We start from the raw sequence: 24,782 nt of genomic DNA, 5'->3' as shown, positions 1-24,782 counted from the left end.
CAGGCCTCCTCAGACCGTGACGGGGGTGGACGCTACCGAGGTGTAGACCGAGTTCTTCGCCGCGCTCTCCTCCACCGCGGCGAGCACCCGCTGCACCGAGAGGCCCGCGGCGAACGACGGTTCGGGCTGCTCACCGGTGGCGACGGCGTGCAGCAGGTCGCGCGCCTGGTGCACGAACGTGTGCTCGTAGCCCAGTCCGTGCCCCGGCGGCCACCAGGCCTCCAGGTACGGGTGTCCTGGCTCGGTCACCAGGATGCGCCGGAAGCCCGATGACGCGGCGGGCTCCGTGTGATCGTGGAAGGAGAGCTCGTTCAGGCGCTCCAGGTCGAAGGCCAACGAGCCTTCCGAGCCGTTGAGTTCGAGCTTCAGGGCGTTCTTGCGGCCCGCCGCGAAACGGGTCGCCTCGAAGGAGGCGAGGGCGCCCGACGGGAAGCGTCCGGTGAAGACCGCCGCGTCGTCCACCGTGACCTGACCGAGCGCGCTGCCTCCCTCCGCGGTGAGCCCGCTCGACGCCCCGTCGAGCAGCGGACGCTCCCGTACGAACGTCTCCGTAAGGGCCGAGACGCCCGCCACCGGCTCCCCCACCAGGAACTGCGCGAGGTCCACGATGTGCGCGCCCAGATCGCCGAGCGCGCCCGACCCTGCCCGGTCCTTGCGCAGCCGCCAGGTGAGCGGGAAGCCGGGGTCGACCAGCCAGTCCTGGAGGTACGTGAGCCGGACGTGCCGCAGCGTGCCGAGCCGCCCTTCGGCGACCATCTGCCGGGCGAGCGCGAGGGCGGGGACACGGCGGTAGTTGAAGCCGACCATCGCCACCTGCCCCCGCGCACGGGCCCGTTCGGCGGCCTCGACCATCGCCTCGGCCTCCTCGACGGTGTTCGCCAGGGGCTTCTCGCACAGCACGTGCTTGCCCGCGTCGAGCGCCGCGATCGCGATCTCCGCGTGGCTGTCGCCGGGGGTGCAGATGTCGATGAGATCGACGTCGTCACGGGCCACGAGGGCGCGCCAGTCGGTCTCCGCCGCCGCCCACCCCAGGCGGTCCGCCGCGGCACGCACGCCGGTGGCGTCGCGTCCGCAGACCGCCGAGAGAACCGGCTGCACCGGCAGGTCGAAGACACGTCCGACAGTGCGCCAGCCCTGGGAGTGGGCGGCACCCATGAAGGCGTAGCCGACCATGCCCACTCCCAAGGACCGCTTCCCTGTCCCGGCCTCGTGTTCCGTCTCACGCATGCGGTACTCCTCCTCGTAAGTGCTCGGTGGGGGGTGCGGACGCGCGGATCACTTGAAGCCGGTGGACATGTACTTGCCGACGTTCTCCTTGTCGACCACGGCGGAGTAGCAGGTGACGAAGGACGGGATCTCGAACTCCGCCATCCCGCTGATGCCCTTGCTCTGGCCGAGCGCGCGCGCCAGGTCGATCGCGGAGGCGGCCATCGTCGGCGGGTAGAGCACGGTGGCCTTGAGGACGCTGTCGTCGGACTCGATGGCCTGCATCGCGGAGAGCGCGCCCGCGCCGCCGACCATCAGGAAGTCGTCGCGGCCCGCCTGCTTGATGGCGCGCAGGGCGCCCACGCCCTGGTCGTCGTCGTGGTTCCACAGGGCGTCGAAGTTCTTCTGCGCCTGGAGCAGCTGGGACATCTTCGACTGGCCCGACTCGACGGTGAAGTCGGCGGCCTGCCGGGCGACCTTCTCGATGTTCGAGTAGTTCTTCAGGGCGTCGTCGAAGCCCTTGCTGCGCTGCTTGGTGAGTTCGAGGTTGTCGAGTCCCGCCAATTCGATGACCTTGGCGTTCTTCTTGTCCTTGAGCTTCTCGCCGATGTAGTGGCCGGCGCTGAGGCCCATGCCGTAGTTGTCGCCGCCGATCCAGCAGCGGTAGGCCTGCGGCGTGGCGAAGACCCGGTCGAGGTTGACGACGGGGATGCCCGCCTTCATGGCCTTCAGGCCGACCTGGGTGAGCGCCTTGCCGTCGGCCGGCAGGATCACCAGGACGTCGACCTTCTTGTTGATCAGCGTCTCGACCTGGCCGATCTGGGCGGCGGTGTCGTTCGACCCCTCGGTCGACTCAAGCGTGACGTCCGAGTACTTCTTCGCCCGCTCCTTGGCGTTGTCGTTGATCGCGTTGAGCCAGCCGTGGTCGGCCTGCGGACCCGCGAAGCCGATGGTGACCTTCTTGCCCGGCTTGTCGTCGGCGACCGGCTGGTCCTTGCTGTCGGAACCCTCATCCTTGGGCTCGTTGCTGGTGCACCCCGTGATGAGGGCACCGGTCGACAGGGCGGCGGCTCCGAAGAGCAATCCTCTGCGGCTCGCGAATGGGGATGACTCTGGCATGGCGGTGAACCCTTCGGGTCAGGTGGTTGAGGCCGTACGTCGCTGGACGAGCACCGCGGCGACGATGATCGCGCCCTTGGCGATCTGCTGGACTGCGGTCTCCAGGTTGTTGAGCGCGAAGATGTTCTGGATCGTGATGAAGATCAGTACGCCGAGCACGGAGCCGACGATGGTGCCCCGGCCGCCGCTGAGCAGGGTGCCGCCGATGATCGCGGCGGCGATGGCGTCGAGCTCGTAGAGGTTGCCGTTCGTGTTCTGGCCGGACCCGGAGAGGATGATCAGCAGGAAGGCCGCGATCCCGCAGCAGAGGCCGGAGAGCAGGTAGAGGTAGAGGCGCTGCCTGCGTACGTCGATACCGGCGAGGCGTGCCGCTTCCGCGTTGCCGCCGACGGCGACCGAGCGGCGCCCGAAGGTGGTGCGGTTCAGGAGCAGCCAGCCGATGACGGTGACGGCCGCGAAGACGAGCACGAGCGGCGGGATGCCGAGGACGTAGGAGTCACGTTCGCCCAGCTTCAGCACGCTGTCGACGGTGACCATCTGGGTCTTGCCATCGGTGATCTCGAGCGCGAGGCCCCGTCCCGATGCCAGCATCGCGAGGGTCGCGATGAACGGCACCATTTTGCCGTAGGCGATGAGCACGCCGTTGACGAGGCCGCAGGCCAGACCGACGATCACCGCGGTGAACAGGATGCCCGCGAAGCCGAAATCCTGGGTGGCGACCGTCGTCGCCCACACGGAGGCGAGGGCGACGATCGCGCCGACGGACAGGTCTATGCCGCCGGAGATGATCACGAAGGTCATGCCGACCGTGACGACACCGATGACGGACGCCTGGGTGAGGATCAGCTGCAGGTTGTCGGTGTCCAGGAACGAGTCGGGCTGGGTGATCCCGCCGATCAGGACCAGGACGGCGAGCACACCGAGCAGGGACAGCGTCCGCACGTCGGCACGTGCGGTGAGTGTCCGCAACGGGCTTGCGCCGTCCGCCGGTTGACTTTTCGATGCGGCGGGCCGTGGCGGCGATGCGGGCTGCGTCATGACGCCGGGCTCCCTTCGAGTACGAGGTCGAGTACGCGGTGTTCGTCGAGGTCACGGGCGGGCGCCGTATGGACGACGCGGCCCTCGCGGAGGACCAGGACGCGGTCGGCGAGGCCCAGGACCTCGGGCACTTCGCTGGAGACGAGCAGGACGGCGAGGCCGTCGTCGGCGAGCCTGCGGATCACGGCGTACAGCTCGGCGCGGGCGCCGATGTCCACGCCGCGGGTCGGCTCGTCGAGCAGCAGGACGCGGCAGCCGCGGAGCAGCCAACGGGCCAGGACGGCCTTCTGCTGGTTTCCGCCGGAGAGCGTGCGCACGGGTGCGGTGGGGTTGTCGGGGCGCAGCGAGAGCTCGCGGGTCGCGGTCTGCGCGGCCTTCCTCTCGGCGCCTCGGTCGAGCCAACCGCCGCGTGAGAAGCGGGACATGGAGGAGACGGACACGTTGTTGGTGACGGACTCCAGCATCAGCAGGGCCTGCGCCTTGCGCTCCTCGGGGGCGAGCCCGAGGCCGGCGCGGACGGCGGCGCGCACACTGCCGGGCTTCAACACCTTCCCGCCCACGCTGACCTGACCGGCGGACGGCTTGCGCGCGCCGTAGATCGTCTCCAGGATCTCGGAGCGCCCGGAGCCGACGAGACCGGCCAGGCCGACGATCTCGCCGGGGCGCAGGTCGAGGTCGAGGGACTCGAACTCGCCGCCGCGAGCGAGGCCCCGGACCGTCAACACCGGTTCTGCCAGGGGCGGTTCGACGGGGCGGTCGGGGAAGACGTACTCGACGTTGCGGCCCGTCATCATGGCGACGACCTCGCGGGTCGGGGTCTCCTTCGCGGGGAGTCCGCCCGCCACCGCGCGGCCGTCCTTGAGGACGGTGACGCGGTCACCGATGCGGCGGATCTCTTCGAGGCGGTGGGAGATGTAGACGACGGCGACGCCGTCCGCGGTGAGATCGCCGACGATGCGGAAGAGGTTGTCGACCTCGTCCGGGTCGAGTGCGGCGGACGGCTCGTCCATGACGATCAGGCGCACTTCATGGGAGAGCGCGCGGGCCATGGACACGATCTGCTGCTGGGCTGCGGAGAGATCACCGACAAGCGTCCCGGGGTCGATCTCCGTGTGGCCAAGTCGCTTGAGCAGGGCGTCAGTTGACGCTCTCGCGTCTTTGCCGCGCACCACGAAGCCTGCCGTCGTCGGCTCATGTCCGAGGTGGACGTTCTCGGCGACCGAGAGGCCCTCCACCAGGTCGAGCTCCTGGTAGATGGTGGCGATGCCGAGGCTCATGGCGGCGATCGGCGACTTGAGTGCGGTGCGCTCGCCGCGCCAGGTGATCTCGCCGTCATCGGGCTGGTGGGCCCCGGCGAGGACCTTGATGAGCGTGGATTTCCCGGCGCCGTTCTGGCCGAGGAGGCAGTGCACCTCGCCGGCCTGGACCTGGAGGTCGACACCGTCGAGGGCGCGGACGCCGGGGAACGACTTGGTGATGCCGGACATGGTGAGCAGCGGTGGTTCTGGTGCCATGACGGTTCCCTTGGGCGGGTGCAGCCGACGATTTCGGGCAGGGCAGAGCAGGGCGCTGTGCTGGGTGGGGTGTTTTCGACGTGGATGTACGGGGTCGTGCGTGCTGGTTCGCGCTGGTTGGTTCGGGGTCGTGCGGACCGGCCGTCAGGCCGGTGAGAACAGGTGGTCGCTGATGAGCCGGGCGCCGCCGATGACTCCGGCGGTCGGCCCCAACTCCCCCAGGACGATGGGGAGGTTGCCGGTCGCCAGGGGCAGCGACTGGCGGTAGACCTGGGTGCGGATGGCGGCGAGCAGCGTGTGGCCGAGGCCGGTCACACCGCCGCCGATCACCACGAGGCCCGGGTTGAAGAAGCTGACGAGGCCCGCGATGACCTGCCCGGTGCGGTTGCCGCCCGCGCGGATGAGGTCGAGTGCGGTGGCGTCACCGGCGGCGGCCGCCGCGGAGACGTCGATCGCGCTGAGCTTCCCGGCGGCTTCCAGGCGGGTCGCGAGCTCCTGGGAGAGCCCTTGACCTGCGGCGTCCTCCGCGTCGCGGGCGAGTGCCGCGCCGCTGAAGTACGCCTCGAGGCAGCCCTTGTTCCCGCAGGCGCAGGGCCGCCCGTCCGGTTCGACCTGGATGTGGCCGATGTCGCCCGCGCTGCCGGTCACCCCTCGGTAGACCTCGCTGCCGACGACGATTCCGCAGCCGATGCCGGTGCCGATCTTGACGCAGAGGAAGTCGCCCACGGAGCGTGCGACGCCCGCGTGCTGTTCCCCCATCGCCATCAGGTTCACGTCGTTGTCGACCATGACGGGACAGCCCAGGTCCTGACTGATGGCCTCCCGTACGGGAAAGCCGTCCCACCCCGGCATGATCGGCGGGGCGACCGGGACGCCCTCGGGGAAGCGGACGGGACCCGGGACGCCGATTCCGGCGCCGTCGAACCCTTCCGCGAGCCCGGAGGCCTTCAACTTGGCCGCCATGGCGAGGACTTGCTCGAATACGGCAACGGGGCCTTCGCGTACGTCCATCGGCTGGTTGATATGGCCGAGGACCTCCAGCTCGGCATTGGTCACCGCTACGTCGACCGAGGTCGCGCCGATGTCCACGCCGAGGAAGCGGAGGGCGGGGGCCAGGCGGATGTTGTGGGAGCGGCGGCCGCCGCGCGAGGCGGCGAGTCCGTCGGCGACCACGAGTCCGGTCTCCAGGAGCCGGTCCACCTCGACGGCCAGCTTCGACCGTGAGAGGTCGACCTGATCGCCCAGCTGGGCACGGGAGTTGGGCCCTCCGTCACGCAGCAGCCGCAGCAGTCGCGCCTGGTGCGCATTGGCGGGTCGAGCCGTCATACGTCTCACGCGCCCCTCCCCGCCTCATCGGGCAACTCATGCCGTCACGCCCGGCTTTCGTTCTTCTCGCCGGGCTTTCGAGGGGAACGTAGCAGCGCGTGCCGGGAGTGGGAAGAAGTTGCGCACGAATTACCCATGACTTTCTCCAGTCACAGGACAAAGGGGCGGACAGACCTGTCCCCCGCATGACTCCGGGGTGCGACCCGCCTGCACGTCACGGGCAGGCGGGTCGATGCGTCAGGCGTCGCGGTCGCGTCGGTGGTACGTCTCGCGGGTGTGTTCCGTGTGCGCGCGCATGATCTGCGTGGCCCGGCTCTCGTCGCGTTCGGCGATGGCCGCGATCAGCGTGCGGTGCTCGATCCAGGACTGCTTGCCGCGCTGACGGGCCACCGGCGTGTAGTACCAGCGCACGCGGCGGTCCACCTGCCCGGCGAGTTCGGCGAGGACGACATTGCCGGCGAGCTCCATGACCTTGGCGTGGAAGGCCGCGTTCGTGGCCACCACCAGGTCCACCTCGCCGTCGGCGACGGCCTTCTCGCCCTTGTCGCACAGCTCTTCCAGGGCGGTGATCCCCGCGGTGCCCGTGTTGGCGGCGGCGAGCCGGGCGGCCTCCGCCTCCAGGAGCGTGCGGACCGTGAGCAGCTGGTCCGCCTCCTCCTCGGTGGGCTCGTGCACGAACGCGCCCTGGGCCGGCCGCAGATCGACCCAGCCCTCGGTGTTCAGCCGCTGCAGCGCCTCGCGCACGGGCTGCCGTGACACCCCGAGGTGCCCGGCCAGCTCGCTCTCCACGAGGTGCTGGCCCGGCTGGAGCGCACGGGTCGTGATGAGTTCGAGCAGCGCCTCGTAGACCCGCTCCCGGAGCGGACCAGGGCGTTCCAGCTTGGGCACCGCCCCCTGCGGCAGTCCTGTGGACAACATCGCGGTCCCCTCCTCGACGATTGCCTTTTGTCTACAGTCTACTGAGCACAATGGCCAGCACCAGGGGGAGTCGCTCCGGTCACACGGGACGGTCCCGCTACGGGCAGCGGATGACCTGGCCGGCGTACGACAGGTTCCCGCCGAAGCCGAAGAGCAGCACCGGGTCCCCGTGGTTGATCTCGCCGCGCTCCACCAGTTTGGACAGGGCGAGCGGGATGCTGCCCGCCGAGGTGTTGCCAGAGTTCACGACGTCGCGGGCGACGACCGCGTTGACCGCGCCGATCCGCTCGGCGAGCGGCTCGATGATGCGCAGGTTGGCCTGGTGCAGGACGACCGCCGCCAGGTCGGCCGGGGTGAGCCCGGCCTTCTCGCAGGCCTTGCGGGCGAGCGGCGGCAGCTGCGTCGTCGCCCAGCGGTAGACGCTCTGGCCCTCCTGCGCGAACCGCGGGGGCGTGCCCTCGATCCGGACAGCGTTGCCCATCTCGGGCACCGAACCCCAGAGCACGGGACCGATGCCGGGCTCCTCGCCCGCGCCGCACGCCTCGACGACGGCCGCGCCCGCACCGTCCCCGACCAGGACACACGTGGTGCGGTCCGTCCAGTCGGCCACCTCGGACATCTTGTCCGCGCCGATCACCAGGGCACGGGTGGCGCCCCCGGCCCGCACGGCGTGGTCGGCCGTGGCGAGCGCGTGCGTGAAGCCCGCGCAGACCACGTTGATGTCCATGGCGGCCGGTGAGGGGATGCCCAGGCGGGCCGCCACCCGCGCCGCCATGTTCGGCGAGCGGTCGATCGCGGTGGAGGTGGCGACCAGGACGAGGTCGATGGCGTCGGGCGCGAGGCCCGCCGCGGCGACGGCCTTGGCCCCGGCGTGCGCGGCGAGCTCGTCGACCGGCTCGTCGGGTCCCGCGATGTGACGGGTGCGGATGCCCACGCGGGAGCGGATCCACTCGTCGCTGGTGTCGACCATGCCCGCCAGATCCTCGTTGGTGAGGATCTTGGCGGGCTGATAATGGCCGACGGCGGCGATGCGTGAGCCGTGCATGAACGGGTCCCCCTTGTTGCCGGAGATGCGGGACCGTCCAGTCTGCTCAGCGACTCACCAGTAACAGTGCGCGTAAAGCGACAGGAATCGGGCGATGGGTTTGGCCACTTCTCATCATCATGTCACCCGGTGAAGAGCTGGGTGGCCTTGTGTACGAGCTCATACACCCCATATGCGAGCGGAACCCCCACCCAGACCCAGGCCGCGATGATCAGCGGCCGACGGCGGGGCGGATCACTTGGCGGCGTGCTGGTCGGTGCCGTCATGGGCTGCCTCCCTCGGGGCGGGGATGTGGTGGCGGGCATGGACAGGGCGGACGAACTCGTTCGCCACGAAGCCGATGACAAGGAGGCCGATCATGATCGTGAGGGAGAGGCCGTAGAGCCCCGCCCCGCTCTTGCCCGCCTCTTCCTGACGGTCGGCGACCCAGTTGACGATCAGCGGGCCGAGCACGCCCGCCGTCGACCAGGCCGTGAGGAGCCGGCCGTGGATCGCGCCGACCTGGTAGGTCCCGAAGAGGTCCTTCAGATACGCGGGGACCGTCGCGAAGCCGCCTCCGTAGAAGGAGAGGATCACCAGGGCGCAGACCACGAAGAGCGGCTTCGACTCGTCCCCGAAGAGGACGATCAGGAGATACATCAGCGCGCCGACGCCCAGGTAGACGCGGTAGACGTTCTTGCGGCCGATCAGGTCCGACGTCGACGACCAGCCGATGCGTCCGGCCATGTTCGCCGCGGAGAGCAGGGCGACGAAGCCCGCCGCCGCGGCGGCCGAGACCGGCGTCGAGGTCTCGGCGAAGAAGTCGGTGATCATCGGCGCCGCCTTCTCCAGGATGCCGATGCCCGCGGTCACGTTCATGCAGAGCACGATCCACAGGCACCAGAACTGGGGTGTCCGCACGGCCGCCCGCGCGGACACCTGCGGCCCGTCGAGCACACCCGGGGCGCCGGGCGCTCGCGCCCCCTCCGTACGCGGCACCCGCACCAGGAACACGCCGAGCGCCATGAAGACGGCGTACGTGAGGCCGTGCACGAGGAAGGCGAGCGCGATGCCGTCGTTGTCCGAGCCGAAGGAGTCCAGCATCTGCGCGGACCACGGGGACGCGATGAGCGCGCCGCCGCCGAAGCCCATGATCGCGATGCCGGTCGCCATGCCGGGGCGGTCCGGGAACCACTTGATCAGGGTCGACACGGGCGAGATGTAGCCGATGCCGAGCCCGATGCCGCCGACGAAGCCGTAGCCGAAGACGATCAGCCAGTACTGGCTGATCGCCGCGCCGAGGGCCGCGATCAGGAAGCCGGAGGAGAAGCAGACGAGGGCGACCGTCATCGCCCAGCGCGGGCCGTTGCGCTCGACGAGCGTGCCGCCGAAGGCCGCCGAGAGGCCGAGCATCACGATGCCGAGCTGGAAGGGGAGCGCGCTCTGGGTGCCGCTGAGGTCGAGGGCTGATTCGAGTGGGGGTTTGAAGACGCTCCAGGCGTAGGCCTGGCCGATGGAGAGATGTACGGACAGTGCGGCGGGCGGTACGAGCCAGCGGCTCCATCCCGGGGGTGCGACGGGGGGCCTCATGATCCCGAACAGTAGGAAGCGGGGAGGGGAGTTGGGAAGAGGCAAGCGCGATTCCGTCGACGGTATGCAATGTGCCGCGCGACCCCTTGCTGGGCCAACTTCCATACTGTAGACAATATTCCATCGACAGTTATGGCATGCGAAGCAGTTCACGAGCATGCGATGTCGATCCTGAGCCTTCTTCGGATCCCTCAACCGAACGGAGCGCGCCACCGTGAAAGTCGCAGTCCTCGGCGCCGGTGCGATCGGCGCCTACGTCGGAGCCGCGCTGCACCGCGCCGGTGCCGACGTCCATCTCGTCGCCCGTGGACCGCATTTGGCGGCCATGAGGCAGCACGGAGTACGTGTCCACAGCCCGCGCGGCGACTTCACCGCGCGGGCCCACGCCACCGACGACCCGGCCGACATCGGTCCCGTCGACTATGTCTTCCTGGGCTTGAAGGCCAACTCGTACGCGGCGTGCGGGCCGCTGATCGAGCCGCTCCTGCACGACAGGACGGCGGTGGTAGCCGCCCAGAACGGCATCCCCTGGTGGTACTTCCACCGGCACGGCGGCCCGCACGACGGCCACCGCGTCAGCAGCGTGGACCCCGACGGCGCGGTCAGTGCGGTGATCGCGCCCGAGCGGGCCATCGGATGTGTGGTGTATGCGGCGACCGAGCTCGAAGGCCCCGGCGTCGTACGGCACTTGGAGGGCACCCGGTTCTCCGTCGGGGAGCCCGACCGCTCACGTTCCGAGCGCTGTCTCGCCTTCAGCGAGGCCATGCAGGCGGGCGGCCTGAAGTGTCCCGTCGAACCCGAACTGCGCGGCGACATCTGGATCAAGCTGCTCGGCAACATCTCCTTCAACCCGATCAGCGCGCTCTCCCGCGCCACCATGCGCGAGATGTGCCTGCACGGCGGCACGCGCCAAGTCATCGAGATCATGATGAACGAGACGCTCGCCGTCGCCGCTGCGCTCGGCTGCCGCCCGGACATCTCCGTGGAGCGGCGCCTGGCGGGCGCCGAGCGCGTCGGCGACCACCGCACCTCCACGCTCCAGGACCTGGAGCGCGGCAAACCCCTTGAACTCGACGTGCTGCTCGCGGCCGTCGTGGAGCTCGCGGAGATCACCGGGGTCCCGGTGCCGACGCTCCGAACCGTCCACGCCATCTCGGATCTGCTGGCCGACCGTATGAGGAGCGCGGCATGAGCGAGAACATGAGGAGCGCGCCGTCATGGAGCGCGCCATGAGCAGGAAACGGGACCGGGTGCCCACGACGTACACCCGGCTCACCCACCCCCTCGTCCGCGATGCGCGCGACGAGCCGTTCCGCCGGGCCACCTGGGACGAGGCGCTGGCCCGCACGGCGGCGGGCCTCGATGCGGCACGCGGCGCGTTCGGGATGTTCTCCTGCGCCCGCGCGACCAACGAAATGAACTACGTGGCCCAGAAGTTCGCCCGCGTGGTGATGGGTACGAACAACGTCGACTCCTGCAACCGCACTTGCCACGCCCCGAGCGTCGCGGGCCTCTCCGCGGCCTTCGGATCGGGCGGCGGCACGTCTTCCTACGAAGAGGTCGAGCACACCGACCTGATCGTGATGTGGGGCTCCAACGCCCGCTTCGCGCACCCGATCTTCTTCCAGCACGTCCTGCGGGGGATCAGGAACGGCGCCCGTATGTACGCCGTCGACCCGCGCCGCACCAAGACCGCCGAGTGGGCGGAGAGCTGGCTCGGCCTGAACGTGGGCACGGACATCCCGATGGCGCATGCGATCGGCCGCGAGATCATCCGCGCGGGCCTGGCCAACCGGGCGTTCATCGAGCGGGCGACGTCAGGATTCGAGGAGTACGCGGCCCTGGTCGAGCCATGGACCCTGTCGCTCGCCGAGAAGGTGACGGGCGTACCGGCCGCCGCCATCAAGGAGTTGGCGCACGCCTACGCGCGAGCCGAACGGGCGCAACTGTGCTGGACCCTCGGCATCACCGAGCACCACAACGGCACGGACAACGTCCGCGCCCTGATCAACCTCTCGCTCCTGACCGGCCACGTGGGGCGCTACGGCTCGGGCCTGCAGCCCCTGCGCGGGCAGAACAACGTGCAGGGCGGCGGCGACATGGGGGCGATCCCCAACCGCCTGCCCGGCTTCCAGGACATCCTCGACCCTGACTCCCGGATGAAGTTCGAGACGGCCTGGGACACGGTCATCGAGCCGCGTTACGGGCTGAACCTGACCGAGATGTTCGAGGCGATGGATGAGGGCTCGCTCAAGGCCGTCTACTGCATCGGCGAGAACCCCGCGCAGTCGGAGGCGGACAGCGAGCAGGCGATGCGGCGGATGCGGGCCCTGGACTTCTTCGTGGTCCAGGACATCTTCCTCACCAAGACCGCCGAGCTGGCCGATGTCGTCCTTCCCGCGACCGCCGCCTGGGCGGAGACCGACGGCACGACGACCAACAGCGAGCGGCGGGTCCAGCGGGTGCGCAAGGCCGTGCGGCCGCCCGGTGAGGCGCGCGAGGACATCGACATCCTCTGCGACCTCGCCGAACGCCTCGGCCACGACTGGAAGTACGCGGACGCGCAGGCGGTGTGGGACGAGCTGCGGGCTGTGTCGCCGGACCACTGGGGCATGACGTACGACCGCCTCGAATCCTTGCAGGGCATCCAGTGGCCCTGCCCCTCGGAGGAGCGGGTCGAACCGACGTACCTGCACGGCCGGTTGTGGGAGGCGGACCCGGAGCGGCGTGGCGTGCTAGCGCCCTTCGGGCTCGTCGCGCACGACCCGCCGGTCGACCTCACCGACGACTCCTACCCGATCCGCCTGACGACGGGACGGCGGCTCGACTCCTACAACACCGGTGTGCAGAGCGGGAGTTTCGCCTCGCCGCTGCGGCGCGGCGAGTACATCGAGCTGTGCCCGGAGGACGCGGAGCGGTACGGGGTCGTGGTCGGCGAGGAGGTCCAGGTGTCCTCTCGGCGCGGCACCGTGACGGCGCCGGTATGGGTGGACCCCGGGCTCCGCCCCGGTCTGGCCTTCATGACCATGCACTTTCCCGACGAGGTCGACACCAACCAGCTCACGATCGAGGCCAATTGCCCGATCGCGGGCACGGCGGAGTTCAAGGCGTCGGCGATACGTATCGACAAGCTGACCATGTCGGCGACGTGAGGTGGGGTGGGGTGACGTATGGATCTGCACTTCGGTGACAGCAAGCCGACGGACGAGGAGCGGGCGGCCGTCGACGCGGTGCTCGGGCCGCCGGAGTCCGCCTGGGAGGGGGCCGATGATCGCAGCGACGCGGATCTGCGGTGGGCGCGGGGTGGGCGCGCGGCGCGGGAGCGGCGGGATGAGCTGTTGCCGGGGTTGCATGCGCTGAACGACCGTGTGGGGTGGGTGAGTGAGGGGGGCCTCGACTATCTCTGCCGCCGTCTGACGGTGCCGCCCGCCGAGGCGTACGGGGTGGCCACCTTCTACTCCATGTTCTCGGTGCGGCCGCGGGCCGCGACGGTGGTGCGGGTGTGTACGGACCTGGCGTGTGGGGGTGGGGCGGCGCTGTGCGGGGAGGTTTCTGAGCGGCTTGGCCCCGGGGCCGGGGTGGCCGTCGAGCAGAGCCCCTGCCTGGGCTTGTGCGAGAGGGCTCCCGCTGCGTTGGTGGTGCGGGCCGGCTCGCCTGCGGCGCATTTCTCCCCAACCCCGCCCCTTCCCGAAAACCCGCTGGCGCGGGGGCCTGGGGCGAACGTTGATCGCCTTGACGGCTCGTCCTCAAACGCCGGACGGGCTGAAAGATCACGGCCGGGCGAGGGGGTCTCAGCCCGTCCGGCGTTTGAGGACGAACTCGGCGGAGCCGGTGATCGACGGCCACTGGTGGCGGCGGAGCCGGGGGATTCGGGTAGGGGTGGGAGCGGGGAGAGAACCTACGCCACAGCAACCCTCGCCCCCGCCACCCCCGACACCCTCACCCAAGCCGCCCTCGCCCCGGAGACCGCCCCCGCAGAGCCCCCGGCGGAACTCGCCGTCCCCCAGGCAGGACAGGAGGGTCTCCTACTCCTGAACAGGATCGGCACCGTGGACCCCTCGTCCCTGGACGACTACCGCGCCCACGGCGGCTACACAGCCCTCCGCACCGCCTTCGCCATCGGCCCCGCCGAAGTCATCCGCGAGGTCACGGACTCCGGTCTCCTCGGCCGAGGCGGCGCCGCCTTCCCCACGGGAAGGAAGTGGCAGGCCACCGCGGCCCAGCCTGACCACCCCCACTACCTCGTCTGCAACGCGGACGAATCGGAGCCCGGCACCTTCAAGGACCGGGTGATCATGGAGGGCGACCCGTACTCCCTCATCGAGTCGATGACCATCGCGGGGTATGCGACGGGCGCCCACCTCGGTTACCTCTATCTCCGCGGCGAGTACCCCCGCGCCCTCCAGAGGCTGGAGCACGCCATCACGCAGGCCCGCGCCCGGGGCTTCCTCGGGGACGACGTCCTCGGGCAGGGGTACGCCTTCGACATCGAGATCAGGCGCGGCGCCGGCGCCTACATCTGCGGGGAGGAGACCGCCCTCTTCAACTCCATCGAGGGGTATCGAGGGGAGCCTCGGTCCAAGCCGCCCTTCCCCGTGGAGAAGGGGCTCTTCGGCAAGCCCACCGCCGAGAACAACGTCGAGACCCTCGTCAACGTCCTCCCCATCCTCACCATGGGAGCCCAGGCCTACGCCGCCATCGGCACCGCCACATCCACCGGGCCCAAGCTGTTCTGCGTCTCCGGCAGCGTCGAACGCCCCGGCATCTACGAGCTCCCCTTCGGCGCCACCCTCGGCGACCTCCTCGGCATCGCCGGGATGCCGGACAATCTGCGCGCGGTCCTCCTGGGCGGCGCGGCCGGCGGCTTCGTACGGCCCGACGAGCTCGACATCCCGCTCACCTTCGAGGGGACGAGGGAGGCGGGCACCACCCTCGGCTCCGGCGTCGTGCTTGCCCTGGACGACACCGTGCCGCTCCCCCACGTCCTGCTCCGTATCGCCGAGTTCTTCCGGGACGAGTCCTGCGGTCAGTGCGTGCCCTGCCGGGTCGGCACCGTCCGCCAGGAGGAGGCACTGCACCGCATCGTCGAGCGGACGGGGGCGGATGCCGCCGGTGACATCGCTCTCCTGCGCGAGGTGGGGCGGACCATGCGGGACGCCTCGATCTGCGGGCTCGGCCAGACCGCGTGGAACGCCGTGGAATCCGCCATCGACCGCCTGGGGGCGTACAAGTGACCGCCGTACCGCTGGGAATCCCGCGCCGCCTCGTCGAGTTCACCCTTGACGGACAGGACGCCAGAGTGCCCGAGGGGTCCACCATCCTGGACGCCTGCCGGGCCGCGGGCAAGGACGTCCCGACCCTCTGCGAGGGCGACACCCTGACCCCGAAGAACGCCTGCCGTGTGTGTGTCGTGGAGGTCGAGGGCGCCCGTACGCTCGCCCCGGCCTGCTCGCGCCGGGCCGAGCCGGGCATGACCGTCCTGACCGACACCGAGCGCACCCGCCACAGCCGGAAGGTGGTCCTCGAACTCCTCGCCTCGTCCGTCGACCTGTCGACGACGCCGAAGGTCGCGGGCTGGCTCAAGGAGTACGAGGCCAAGCCCGACCGCTTCGGCCCGGACGCCGCCCGGGTCGACGAGGAACCCAGGGTCGACAACGACCTGTACGTCCGCGACTACGACAAGTGCATCCTCTGTTACAAGTGCGTCGACGCCTGTGGTGACCAGTGGCAGAACACGTTCGCCATCTCGGTGGTGGGCCGCGGGTTCGACGCCCGGATCGCCGTCGAGCACGACGGGCCGCTGACCGACTCCGCGTGCGTGTACTGCGGGAACTGCATCGAGGTCTGCCCGACCGGCGCGCTCAGCTTCAAGTCCGAGTTCGACATGCGGGCCGCCGGGACCTGGGACGAGGAGCGGCAGACCGAGACGACGACGGTGTGCGCGTACTGCGGAGTCGGCTGCAACCTGACCCTGCACGTGCAGGACAATGACATCGTGAAGGTCACCTCACCGCACGACAATCCGGTGACCCACGGCAACCTCTGCATCAAGGGCCGTTTCGGCTACCAGCACGTACAGAACCGGGACTGATCGACATGGGACGAGTCACGGAGCGCCGCCGCGTCATCCGCATCAGGGACGGGGCCGTCACCGAGCGGCCGGACACCCTGGTCGCGGAGGAGCCGCTGGAGATCAGACTCAACGGCAAGCCCCTTGCCATCACCATGCGCACGCCGGGTGACGACTTCGCGCTCGCGGCGGGCTTCCTGGTGAGCGAGGGGGTGCTCGGCTCGGCGGACGAGCTCCAGTCGATCGTCTACTGCGCCGGGGCCACCGCGGACGGCTCGAACACGTACAACGTGGTCGACGTGAAGACCGCTCCGGGGCTCGTCCTGCCCGACATCAATCTCGAACGCAACGTCTACACCACCTCGTCCTGCGGCCTGTGCGGCAAGGCGAGCCTGGACGCGGTCCGTACGACGGCCCGGTTCCCGATCGCCGACACTCCCCCGGTCCGGCTCGGCACCGACCTGCTCGCGTGCCTCCCCGACCGGCTGCGCGCGGCCCAGCGGGTCTTCGACCGGACCGGCGGCCTGCACGCGGCGGCGCTCTTCTCGGAGGACGGCGAGCTCCTCGACATACGCGAGGACGTGGGCCGGCACAACGCGGTCGACAAGCTCGTCGGGCGTGCCCTGCAGGACGGCCGTCTGCCGCTGTCGCGCGCGGTGCTTCTCGTGTCGGGGCGCGCCTCGTTCGAGCTGGCGCAGAAGGCCGTGATGGCGGGCATCCCGGTGCTCGCGGCCGTCTCCGCGCCGTCGTCCCTCGCCGTCGATATGGCCGCCGAGACGGGACTGACCCTGGTCGGCTTCCTGCGCGGCACCTCCATGAACGTGTACGCGGGCGAGCACCGGATCGCCGTGCGGGCCGCGGCCTCCCAGGGCTGACCGGCCGCTCCCCGCTGCACGGCGGCGGGGCCCCGGCCGGCGGGGAGCGCCCCCTGCGCCGGCGGGGTCCCGGTCCCGCTCCCTCTGTTGCCAGTACGGGTTCTGGCCCCTGACCAGGCCGCGTCCATTCGTGCCACGCACGCTTCTTGTGGGGTGTCGAGCCGTCCAAGTAGCGTCTGAGGCGCGAACGTTGGACGTGGGATGTCAGGATGTCCAGTCACCTTGAAGGGTGGGCCGCGCCATGCCATCAGCTCTCCATGTACGCCTCAGATCCCTGCGCACCGCCACGGCCGCGCTGACCGTCGTCGCCGTCGGGGCGCTGCTGCCCGGACCCGCGGCGCAGGCGGCGCCGGACGACGGGGCGGCAGGGTTCGAGCAGCAGGTGCTTTTCAAGGCCTCGCAGGATCCCGGGTATGCCTGTTACCGCATTCCCGCAGTGGTGAAGACGGTCAAGGGCACGCTCCTCGCCTTCGCCGAGGGGCGGGTGAACGACTGCAGTGACGCGGGTGACATAGACATCGTCGTCAAGCGGTCGCACGACGGCGGCCGCACCTGGAGTCCGCTCCGGGTCGTCAACGAAGGCGCCGGTGACACGCACGGGAACCCCGCCCCGATCGTCGACCGCAGGACCGGCCGCATCGTCCTCGCGGAGACGTACAACACGGGCCGCACGGACGGGCAGAACTGCGCCATACCGTGTGACCGCACCCCGCACATGCAGTACAGCGACGACGACGGCCGCAGCTGGTCGGCGCCGCGTGACCTGAGCGACCAGATCCTGCCGAAGGACTGGAACTCCTGGTACGCGACCGGGCCCGTGCACGGTCTCCAGCTGACTCGCGGCCGGCACGCGGGGCGGCTCGTCTTCACCGCCAACACCGAGACCTGGGACGGCAGCCGGGTCACCGAGAACCACGCGGCCCTGATCGTCAGCGACGACGGCGGCGCCAACTGGAAGATCGGCGCCAAGGACTCGTACCCGATAGCGCAGGACGGTACGTTCCGGCAGAAGCCGTCGGAGATGACCATCACGGAGCGCCCGGACGGGGCGGTCTACGTCAGCGGGCGTGAGCAGGACGGCACCGACCTCGGGCATCGCACGCACACGATCAGCCGCGACGGGGGTGACTCCTTCGTCGCGCCCTTCAAGGCCGTCCCCGATCTCTACACGCCCCAAGTGCAGGGCTCGACCCTCCAGTTCGGCAAGCGGATGCTGCTCGCCTGCCCCGGTGACCCCGACCGCCGCCGCACGATGCAGATCCGCTCGTCCTACGACGGCGGCCGCACCTGGGACAGCGTGGACCGCGGCACGACGGTCACCACGGACTGGTCCGGTTACTCGGACATGGTGCGGGCGGACGGCGAGCACGTGGGCCTGATGTACGAGGGCGGGGCGGTCGACGCCCGCGACGAGATCCGCTTCGCGCGCTTCACCGAGGACTGGCTGCAGCCGCGCCGGGGCCCGGACCCGACGACCACCGACCGCGCGCCGCGCGCCAAGCCCGCTGCCGTGCTCGGCGGGGCGTCCACCACCGAGGGCCGGTTCGGCAAGGCCATCGCCTTCGACGGCCAGGACGACGCCGTACGCCTGCCCTTCCGCCATCAACTCCCGCTCGGGACAAAGGACTTCACCGCGTCTGTGTGGTTCCGTTACTCCGCGACCAGTGGTGAACAACCGCTGCTCTGGATGGGCGGCATCGGCACCAATCAGCCACAGGTGTGGCTGCGCGGCGAGCCCGCGAGCAATCGCGTCACGGGGCTGATCACCACACGTCAGGGTTCCACTCCCCCGAAGTCCGCGTCCGTGCGCACCACGGGTGCCTACAACGACGGCCAGTGGCACCACATCGCTCTGCGGCGAGGCGGCGGCCGGCTCACCCTCTCCGTCGACGGCTCGCAGCTCAGCACCGCGGACGTCCCGGGCACGGTCACGCGCACCTCCGGGTTCGGGTTCCATGTCGGCCAGCGGGTCGACAGCCGCGCGCATTTCAACGGTTCCATCGACGAAGTGCGTGTGTACGACCGTGCGTTGAGCGACGCCGAACTGGCCTCGCTCGGCGGGGACGGCGCGGCCAAGGCGCCTGTGACGAGGGACACCGTCGCATGGCTCCCCATGGACCACATCCGCGGGAGCAACTAACGTCCGGCACGTGTCCGCCGACCAAGGTCCACGCCGAGGCTGGGGCGCGCGCAGGACGTGGCTCGTCCTGCTGCTCGCCCTGGCCTGCGCGGCCGTGCTGCTCACCGCCCTCCCGGAAGACGACCGGGAGGGCGGCGACGCATGTCGGGCACGCACCGTGTCGTCCTGGACCGCCGACGACAAGGTCACCGACGCGTTCGCCCGCTACGGCGACGACACCGCGCGGGCGGATGACTGGACCGGCGGCGACGGCACGCATTCGGTGCGCCTGCCCGACGGGCGGCTCCTCTGGCTGTTCTCCGACACCTTCCTCGGCCAGGTGCACGCGCCCCCCAACCCCGCGGGCCAGCCACACACCTGGCGTGACGCGAGCGCGCCCATGGTCCGCAACTCGGGTGTGGTGATGTCGCGTTCGGGCTCCCTGGAACGGACCCTGCCCGCGCCGCTCTTCGCCGACCCGGCCCCGCAGCAATGGCGCTGGCCGGTCGCCGCGAAGGTGGAGCCGCGCTCCCCCGGCTCGTCCGAGAAGGTCGTGCGCGTCCTGCTGTGGACCCGCTCCACCGGCACGGGCCCGTGGATCTACGGAGTGCCGCACGCCACCGAGGTCGCCACGCTCTCCCTGCCCGACCTGCGCGTCGAGGGCATCGTCAAGGTCTCCGACCAGAGTTCCGTGCCGGACCTCGACAAGCGTGTCCTGTACGGCACGACGACGGTGGACGACGGCGACTGGACGTACGTCTTCGGCGGCAACGACGGCAAGGCCGTCTCCCGCCCCGCCTCGCACGCCTACGTGGCCCGCGTCCCCAAGGGCCGGCTGGCCGAGCCCGGCGCGTGGCGTTACTGGGACGGCGAGGACTGGACGGAGTCCGGGAAACCGCGGGCCGTGCTCGGTGACGGCGAGCGCAAGGGTGTGGGCAGCGCGTTCACCGTGGTGCGCGTGAAGGGGACGTACGTCCTGTTCACGATGGCCGCGGGGGCCGAGGGCCTGACCAACGTGACCTCCTACTGGGCGTGCTCGCCCACCGGCCCCTGGCACGGCCCCGCGAAGGGCTTCGCGCCGCCTCTGCCGAAGGACGGCGCGGCTGAGCAGGACACGGCGGCGTACAACCCCCAGGCGCATCCCGCGCTCAGCGGCGACGGGCGGCTGCTGCTCAGTTACGACGTCAACTGGCTGGACGCGGCGCCCGCGAGCGCGGCGGCCAACGTCAGCCGGAACGTGTCCCTGTACCGACCGCGGTTCGTGTCCGTTCGGCTGGCGACGGCTCAGTGACGAAGTCTTCGGGGTCACGCGAGCGCCGTTTTGCGATCACCGCGCAGACCATCAGCTGCATCTGGTGGAAGAGCATCAGCGGCAGCACGGCGAGCGAGGCCTCGGCCCCGAACAGGACGCTCGCCATGGGCAGTCCGGCCGCGAGGGACTTCTTCGACCCGGCGAACTGAATGGCGATGCGGTCCCCGCGGCCGAAGCCCATCTTCTTGGCCCCGTACCAGGTGAGGGCTAGCATCACGGCGAGCAGCACCGCTTCCACGCCGAGCAGCGCGCCGAGCCGCAGCGGCGTCACCTGGTGCCAGATGCCCTGCACCATGCCCTCGCTGAACGCGGTGTAGACGACGAGCAGGATCGAGCCGCGGTCGACCAGGCTCAGCACCTTCTTGTTCCGCGCGATGAAGCCGCCGATCCACCGGCGCAGGAACTGCCCGGCGAGGAACGGCACGAGGAGCTGCAGCACGATCTTCAGGACGGAGTCCGCGGAGAACCCGCCCCCGCTGCTGCCGAGCAGGGCGGCCGCGAGCAGCGGTGTGAGGACGATGCCGGCCAGCGAGGAGAAGGAGCCCGCGCAGATGGCCGCGGGGACGTTGCCGCGCGCCATGGAGGTGAAGGCGATCGACGACTGGATCGTGGACGGTACGAGCGTCAGGAAGAGGAATCCGCTGTAGAGGGCGGGCGTCAGGACGTACGGGACGAGGCCCTTGGCCGCGAGCCCGAGCAGCGGGAAGACCAGGAACGTACAGGCCAGGACGGTGGTGTGGAGCCGCCAGTGCTTGAGCCCGTCAAGGGCCTCGCGGGTGGAGAGCCGTGCCCCGTAGAGGAAGAACAGGAAGGCCACGGCCCCGGTCGACGCGCCGCCCGCGACATCGGCGCCCACGCCGCGCGCGGGCAGCAGCGCGGCGACGCCTACGGTGCCGAGCAACGCCAGGATGTAGGGGTCGATCGGCATCCAGGTGGGCCAGCTCGGGCGTTTCACTTCGCTCCAACGGTTCGGTTCATGTCGTGCCCTCTCGATGATCCTCCTGATCACCGCGATCGGGAATCCCGGATACCGCTCTGACTGTCATCACGTTCCGCGATAACCTCGTGACCATGTACGACCCCGCTCAGCTCCGTACGTTCCTCGCGGTGGCCCAGACGCTGAGCTTCACGCAGGCCGCCCGGCGCCTGGGGCTTCGCCAGTCCACGGTGAGCCAGCACGTGCGCCGTCTGGAGGACGCCACCGGACGCCAGCTCTTCGCGCGCGACACGCACTCCGTGGAGCTGACCGAGGAGGGCGAGGCCATGCTCGGCTTCGCGCGGCGGATCCTTGAGGTGCATGACCAGGCGACGGCGTTCTTCACGGGTACGCGGCTCGGCGGGCGGCTGCGGTTCGGCGCTTCGGAGGACTTCGTCCTGACCCGGCTCACGGACATCCTGGAGTCGTTCCGGCACGACCACCCTGACGTCGACCTGGAGCTGACGGTCGAACTGTCCGGCACGCTGCACGAGAGCCTCGACGCGGGCAAGCTCGACCTGGTCCTGGCCAAACGGCGCCCGGAAGATCCGCGCGGCGAACTGGTCTGGCACGACGAGCTGGTGTGGATCGGTGCCGAGCGGCTGCGGCTCGACCCCGACAAACCGGTGCCGCTCATCGTGTACCCGCCGCCGGGCATCAGCCGCGCCCTCGCCCTGGAAGCCCTGGAGCGGCGCGGCCGCGCCTGGCGGATCGCCTGCACGAGCGGCAGCCTGAACGGCCTGATCGCCGCGGCCCGCGCGGGGCTCGGCGTGATGGCGCACTCCCACGGCCTGATCCCGCCCGGCCTGGTCCGGATCCCGGAGCGGGCGGGTCTTCCGGAACTGGGCCCGGTCGACTTCGTACTCCTGCACGGGGAGCGGCGGGCCTCGGCGCAGGGCGCGGCCGACGCGCTCGCGGCATCGATCCTCACGGGCGGCGACCGGCTGCATCGGCGGCGACAGCGGGGACAGTGACGGTCAGCGGGGATAGGGCCGGTACGTGAGCTGCTTGACGCGGCGCATGAACGGCGCCGTCTCGACATGCTGGACACCGTCGAGCTGCCCCAGTTTCCTGCTCAGGTAGGCATAGAGCGCCGGAATGTCCCGGGTCACGGCCGTCGCCATGAGGTTGGAGGGCCCGGCCACGGCGGTGGCGTGGGCGATCTCTGCGTGGGAGGCAAGCGCCTTGCCGACCGAGTCCATGGCCCAGGGCGCCGTGGTGATCCAGAGCATCGCCCCGACGTGGACACCGATGAGGGAATCGGCGTATTCGATGTCGATGTAGATCACGCCGGACGCGAGGAGCCCGGCGAGGCGGCGTTTGACCGCCGACTCCGAACGCCCGGTGGCCTCCTGGAGTTCGGGGTAGGTCGCGCGGCCGTCCCGCTCGAGTACCGCGACCAGCGGTTCGTCCTCCGGCTCGATCCGCAGGGGTCCCTCCGCGCGGACGGTCGGCACGGGCTTCGCGGGACGCAACTCGGCGACCTGCTCCTCGCTGAGCGGCCCATGCTTGATGAGCCAGCCGTCCGGGCCGCCGAAGAAACGGTGCAGCATCTGCTGCGCGCGGATGTCGACGATGTGCGGGGTGCGCGGGAGTTTGCCGAGCAGCAGTTCGTCCTGGTCGGTGCGGGTGCGGGGACGGGTGCAGCAGACGACCTCGGTGCCGCCGGACGTCAGGCCGATCCAGGAGGTGTCGCGGCGGCGGGCCAGCGCGGCGGCGATGGCCTCGGCGCCGTCGGGGGCGCAGCGCAGTCGCAGCATCCACTGGCCCTGGCCGAGCCGCTCGTGATCCCGTACGGCGACGACCCGCAGGCCACCGGCGGCGACGAGCCTGCGGTAGCGGCGGGCGACGGTCTGGTCGGAGACGCCGAGGACGGCGGCGATCTTGCTGAACGGCGCACGCCCGTCGAGCTCCAGGGCCTGGAGAAGCTTGACGTCCAACGGGTCCGGCGCGTCCTGGGTGGCGGATTCCGTCGCAGCACTGACCATCGGTGTCGGATTCCTTCGATCTCGAACGGCTGATGACCGGGATCGTCCGGTCTGCCTCCATCGTACGAGCAACACACACGTGGCGTACACGTCGTACACGTCGCACGAGGAGAACTGAGAATGCGTACATGGGGGCCGCTCACAGCGGTATGCCTGGGGACGTTCATGCTGCTGCTGGACGTGACCATCGTGGTCGTGGCACTGCCCGACATGGCGAGAGCGCTCGATGCCTCGCTGAGTGATCTGCAATGGGTGATCGACGGTTACGCCCTCGCGCTGGCCGCGCTGCTGCTCGGGGTCGGAGCCGCGGCGGACGTGCTCGGCCGGCGGCGGCTCAACGTGGTGGGCACCGCGCTCTTCGCGCTCGCCTCGCTGGGTTGCGGGCTCGCCACGAACGCGGAGGTCCTGGTGGCCGCCCGCGCCTGGCAGGGCCTGGGGGCGGCCGCGATGTTCGCGACGACGCTGCCGCTGCTCGGGGCCGCCTACCAGGGGCGGGACCGGTCGGTGGCGCTCGGCGTCTGGGGCGCGGTCAGCGGGGCCGCGGCGGCGCTCGGGCCGATCGTCGGCGGACTGCTCACCGAGGGGCCCGGCTGGCGGTGGATCTTCTTCGTGAACCTGCCGGTGAGCGTCGCCTCGATGTGGCTGACGCTGCGCGTGGTGCCGGAGTCCAAGGGCCAGGCGGGCCGCCGGGTCGACTGGGCGGGCACGGTGACGTTCGCGCTGTTCGCGGGCGCGCTGACGTACGGGGTGGTGCGGGCCGGGTCGGAGGGCTGGACGTCCGGGCCCACCATGGCGACCCTCGCGGTCTCGCTGCTCGCGCTCGTCGCGTTCGTGGCCGTCGAACGCCGGGTGGCGCACCCGCTGATCGACCTGCGGCTGCTGCGCGTGCCGGCGTTCACGGGCGTCCTGGTCGGCGCGATCGGCTACAACGCGGCGGCGTTCGGCCTGATGCCCTACCTCTCGATCTGGCTGCAGACCGTGCTCGGCATGAGCCCGGTGACCGGCAGCCTCGTCATGCTGCCGCTCGCCGCGACCTCGTTCGTCGTGGCCGCGATCGGCGGGAGGCTGCTGCACGGGGTGCCCGCACGCCTGACCATCGGCGTGGGCCTGCTTCTGATCGGGGGCGGCGGACTCGCCCTGGCGGTTCTCGACGCCGGGTCGTCCTGGGGCGCGCTCATCCCCGGGCTGACGCTCGCGGGTGTCGGCACCGGCCTGGTCTCGCCCGCCCTGGGAGGCGCGGCCCTGGCGGCGGTGCCGCCAGCGAACGCGGGGATGGCGGGCGGCGCGGTCAACACGTTCCGCCAGCTCGGGTACGCGGTCGGCGTGGCCGTCTTCGGCACCGTGCTGACCTCGCGGATGCAGGACTCGCTCGGCCACGACGCGGCGCACACCGTCGCGGGCGGCGGCGCGTCGGCGGTGGGCGGCACGTTCTCCGAGCACGCCGTGCGGTCGGCGTTCGCCTCCGGCCTGAACGCGGCCGCGATCGTCGCGGGCGTGGTGGGTCTGGCGGCGGGCGCGGCGGTTCTCGTCATGGTGCGGTCCGCGCGCTCGGCGCCGGAAGCGAAAATTCCGGCAGCCGCCGAGCAAGTCACCGCGGCGCAGCCACAGCCGTAACCGCTGCGTACAGATTCGGTGGAGATTACGCCACCGAAACTTACTCAACCGTAAGTATTCTGTCCCGCCTCTCCCCTTGTGGCCGGATTTACC

20 protein-coding genes are annotated in these 24,782 nt (G+C 70.5%); 9 read left to right on the top strand and 11 right to left on the bottom strand.

Annotation, left to right across the window (positions count from 1 at the left end; all coding sequences use genetic code 11):
* Positions 1-9 precede the first annotated feature (9 nt).
* The 9 genes from ACZ5U5_RS33615 to ACZ5U5_RS33575 form a co-directional block, all read right to left on the bottom strand.
* Positions 10-1,227, bottom strand: a complete 1,218-nt coding sequence (locus ACZ5U5_RS33615; protein ID WP_469029301.1) for a Gfo/Idh/MocA family protein — start codon at positions 1,225-1,227, stop codon at positions 10-12.
* 48 nt (positions 1,228-1,275) lie between these two features.
* Positions 1,276-2,325, bottom strand: a complete 1,050-nt coding sequence (locus tag ACZ5U5_RS33610; protein ID WP_469029299.1) for a substrate-binding domain-containing protein — start codon at positions 2,323-2,325, stop codon at positions 1,276-1,278.
* Positions 2,326-2,343: 18 nt separating this feature from the next.
* Positions 2,344-3,363 carry an ABC transporter permease gene (locus ACZ5U5_RS33605; protein ID WP_469029296.1) on the bottom strand — a complete coding sequence of 340 codons (1,020 nt, stop codon included), beginning with the start codon at positions 3,361-3,363 and terminating at the stop codon, positions 2,344-2,346.
* Positions 3,360-4,877, bottom strand: coding sequence for a sugar ABC transporter ATP-binding protein (locus ACZ5U5_RS33600; RefSeq protein WP_469029294.1), 1,518 nt, complete (start codon positions 4,875-4,877; stop codon positions 3,360-3,362). Before ACZ5U5_RS33600 ends, ACZ5U5_RS33605 begins: the two co-directional genes overlap by 4 nt.
* Before the next feature lie 144 nt (positions 4,878-5,021).
* A complete protein-coding gene (locus tag ACZ5U5_RS33595; protein WP_363207731.1) occupies positions 5,022-6,203 on the bottom strand; it encodes an ROK family transcriptional regulator in 1,182 nt (393 codons plus the stop codon).
* A gap of 237 nt (positions 6,204-6,440) precedes the next feature.
* Positions 6,441-7,121 carry a GntR family transcriptional regulator gene (locus ACZ5U5_RS33590; protein ID WP_469029290.1) on the bottom strand — a complete coding sequence of 227 codons (681 nt, stop codon included), beginning with the start codon at positions 7,119-7,121 and terminating at the stop codon, positions 6,441-6,443.
* A 97-nt stretch (positions 7,122-7,218) separates the two neighbouring features.
* A complete protein-coding gene (locus ACZ5U5_RS33585) occupies positions 7,219-8,166 on the bottom strand; it encodes a beta-ketoacyl-ACP synthase III (protein WP_469029288.1) in 948 nt (315 codons plus the stop codon).
* Between the two features lie 122 nt (positions 8,167-8,288).
* Entirely contained in the window at positions 8,289-8,432 is a 144-nt protein-coding gene (locus tag ACZ5U5_RS33580) for an MFS transporter small subunit (RefSeq protein ID WP_469029285.1), read from the bottom strand.
* A complete protein-coding gene (locus ACZ5U5_RS33575; protein ID WP_469029283.1) occupies positions 8,401-9,735 on the bottom strand; it encodes an OFA family MFS transporter in 1,335 nt (444 codons plus the stop codon). Before ACZ5U5_RS33575 ends, ACZ5U5_RS33580 begins: the two co-directional genes overlap by 32 nt.
* A 214-nt stretch (positions 9,736-9,949) precedes the next feature.
* On the opposite strand from ACZ5U5_RS33575, the gene ACZ5U5_RS33570 reads away from it, so the two are divergent.
* From ACZ5U5_RS33570 to ACZ5U5_RS33540, 7 genes are all read left to right on the top strand, one after another.
* Positions 9,950-10,927 (top strand): 2-dehydropantoate 2-reductase, encoded by a 978-nt coding sequence (locus ACZ5U5_RS33570; protein ID WP_469029281.1) that lies wholly within the window; start codon positions 9,950-9,952, stop codon positions 10,925-10,927.
* Positions 10,928-10,964: 37 nt separating this feature from the next.
* Complete coding sequence (locus ACZ5U5_RS33565; RefSeq protein WP_469029278.1) at positions 10,965-12,887, top strand: molybdopterin oxidoreductase family protein; 1,923 nt, start codon at positions 10,965-10,967, stop codon at positions 12,885-12,887.
* A gap of 18 nt (positions 12,888-12,905) precedes the next feature.
* Positions 12,906-14,969 carry an NADH-ubiquinone oxidoreductase-F iron-sulfur binding region domain-containing protein gene (locus ACZ5U5_RS33560; protein ID WP_469029276.1) on the top strand — a complete coding sequence of 688 codons (2,064 nt, stop codon included), beginning with the start codon at positions 12,906-12,908 and terminating at the stop codon, positions 14,967-14,969.
* Complete coding sequence (locus ACZ5U5_RS33555; RefSeq protein ID WP_469029273.1) at positions 14,966-15,826, top strand: 2Fe-2S iron-sulfur cluster-binding protein; 861 nt, start codon at positions 14,966-14,968, stop codon at positions 15,824-15,826. The genes ACZ5U5_RS33560 and ACZ5U5_RS33555 overlap by 4 nt, the downstream gene beginning before the upstream one ends.
* 5 nt (positions 15,827-15,831) lie before the next feature.
* Entirely contained in the window at positions 15,832-16,680 is an 849-nt protein-coding gene (fdhD, locus tag ACZ5U5_RS33550) for a formate dehydrogenase accessory sulfurtransferase FdhD (RefSeq protein WP_469029270.1), read from the top strand.
* A gap of 241 nt (positions 16,681-16,921) precedes the next feature.
* A complete protein-coding gene (locus tag ACZ5U5_RS33545; RefSeq protein ID WP_469029268.1) occupies positions 16,922-18,820 on the top strand; it encodes an exo-alpha-sialidase in 1,899 nt (632 codons plus the stop codon).
* Positions 18,821-18,830: 10 nt separating this feature from the next.
* The gene (locus ACZ5U5_RS33540) at positions 18,831-20,090 is read left to right on the top strand and encodes a DUF4185 domain-containing protein (protein ID WP_469029266.1); all 1,260 of its coding nucleotides are present in this window, start codon (positions 18,831-18,833) and stop codon (positions 20,088-20,090) included.
* Here ACZ5U5_RS33540 and ACZ5U5_RS33535 read toward each other — a convergent pair.
* Positions 20,026-21,039 (bottom strand): bile acid:sodium symporter family protein, encoded by a 1,014-nt coding sequence (locus ACZ5U5_RS33535; protein WP_469029812.1) that lies wholly within the window; start codon positions 21,037-21,039, stop codon positions 20,026-20,028. The genes ACZ5U5_RS33540 and ACZ5U5_RS33535 overlap by 65 nt on opposite strands.
* 143 nt (positions 21,040-21,182) lie before the next feature.
* On the opposite strand from ACZ5U5_RS33535, the gene ACZ5U5_RS33530 reads away from it, so the two are divergent.
* Complete coding sequence (locus ACZ5U5_RS33530; protein ID WP_469029263.1) at positions 21,183-22,061, top strand: LysR substrate-binding domain-containing protein; 879 nt, start codon at positions 21,183-21,185, stop codon at positions 22,059-22,061.
* 3 nt (positions 22,062-22,064) lie between these two features.
* Here the strand turns inward: ACZ5U5_RS33530 and ACZ5U5_RS33525 are convergent, their stop codons facing one another.
* Complete coding sequence (locus tag ACZ5U5_RS33525; protein WP_469029261.1) at positions 22,065-23,075, bottom strand: Lrp/AsnC family transcriptional regulator; 1,011 nt, start codon at positions 23,073-23,075, stop codon at positions 22,065-22,067.
* Between the two features lie 120 nt (positions 23,076-23,195).
* On the opposite strand from ACZ5U5_RS33525, the gene ACZ5U5_RS33520 reads away from it, so the two are divergent.
* Positions 23,196-24,689 carry an MFS transporter gene (locus ACZ5U5_RS33520; protein WP_469029259.1) on the top strand — a complete coding sequence of 498 codons (1,494 nt, stop codon included), beginning with the start codon at positions 23,196-23,198 and terminating at the stop codon, positions 24,687-24,689.
* Positions 24,690-24,782 lie beyond the last annotated feature (93 nt).

This window comes from Streptomyces sp. NPDC033177 (assembly GCF_055577715.1).
Note: the sequence above shows the minus strand (reverse complement) of the source record. Positions and strands in the feature narration are given on the sequence as shown.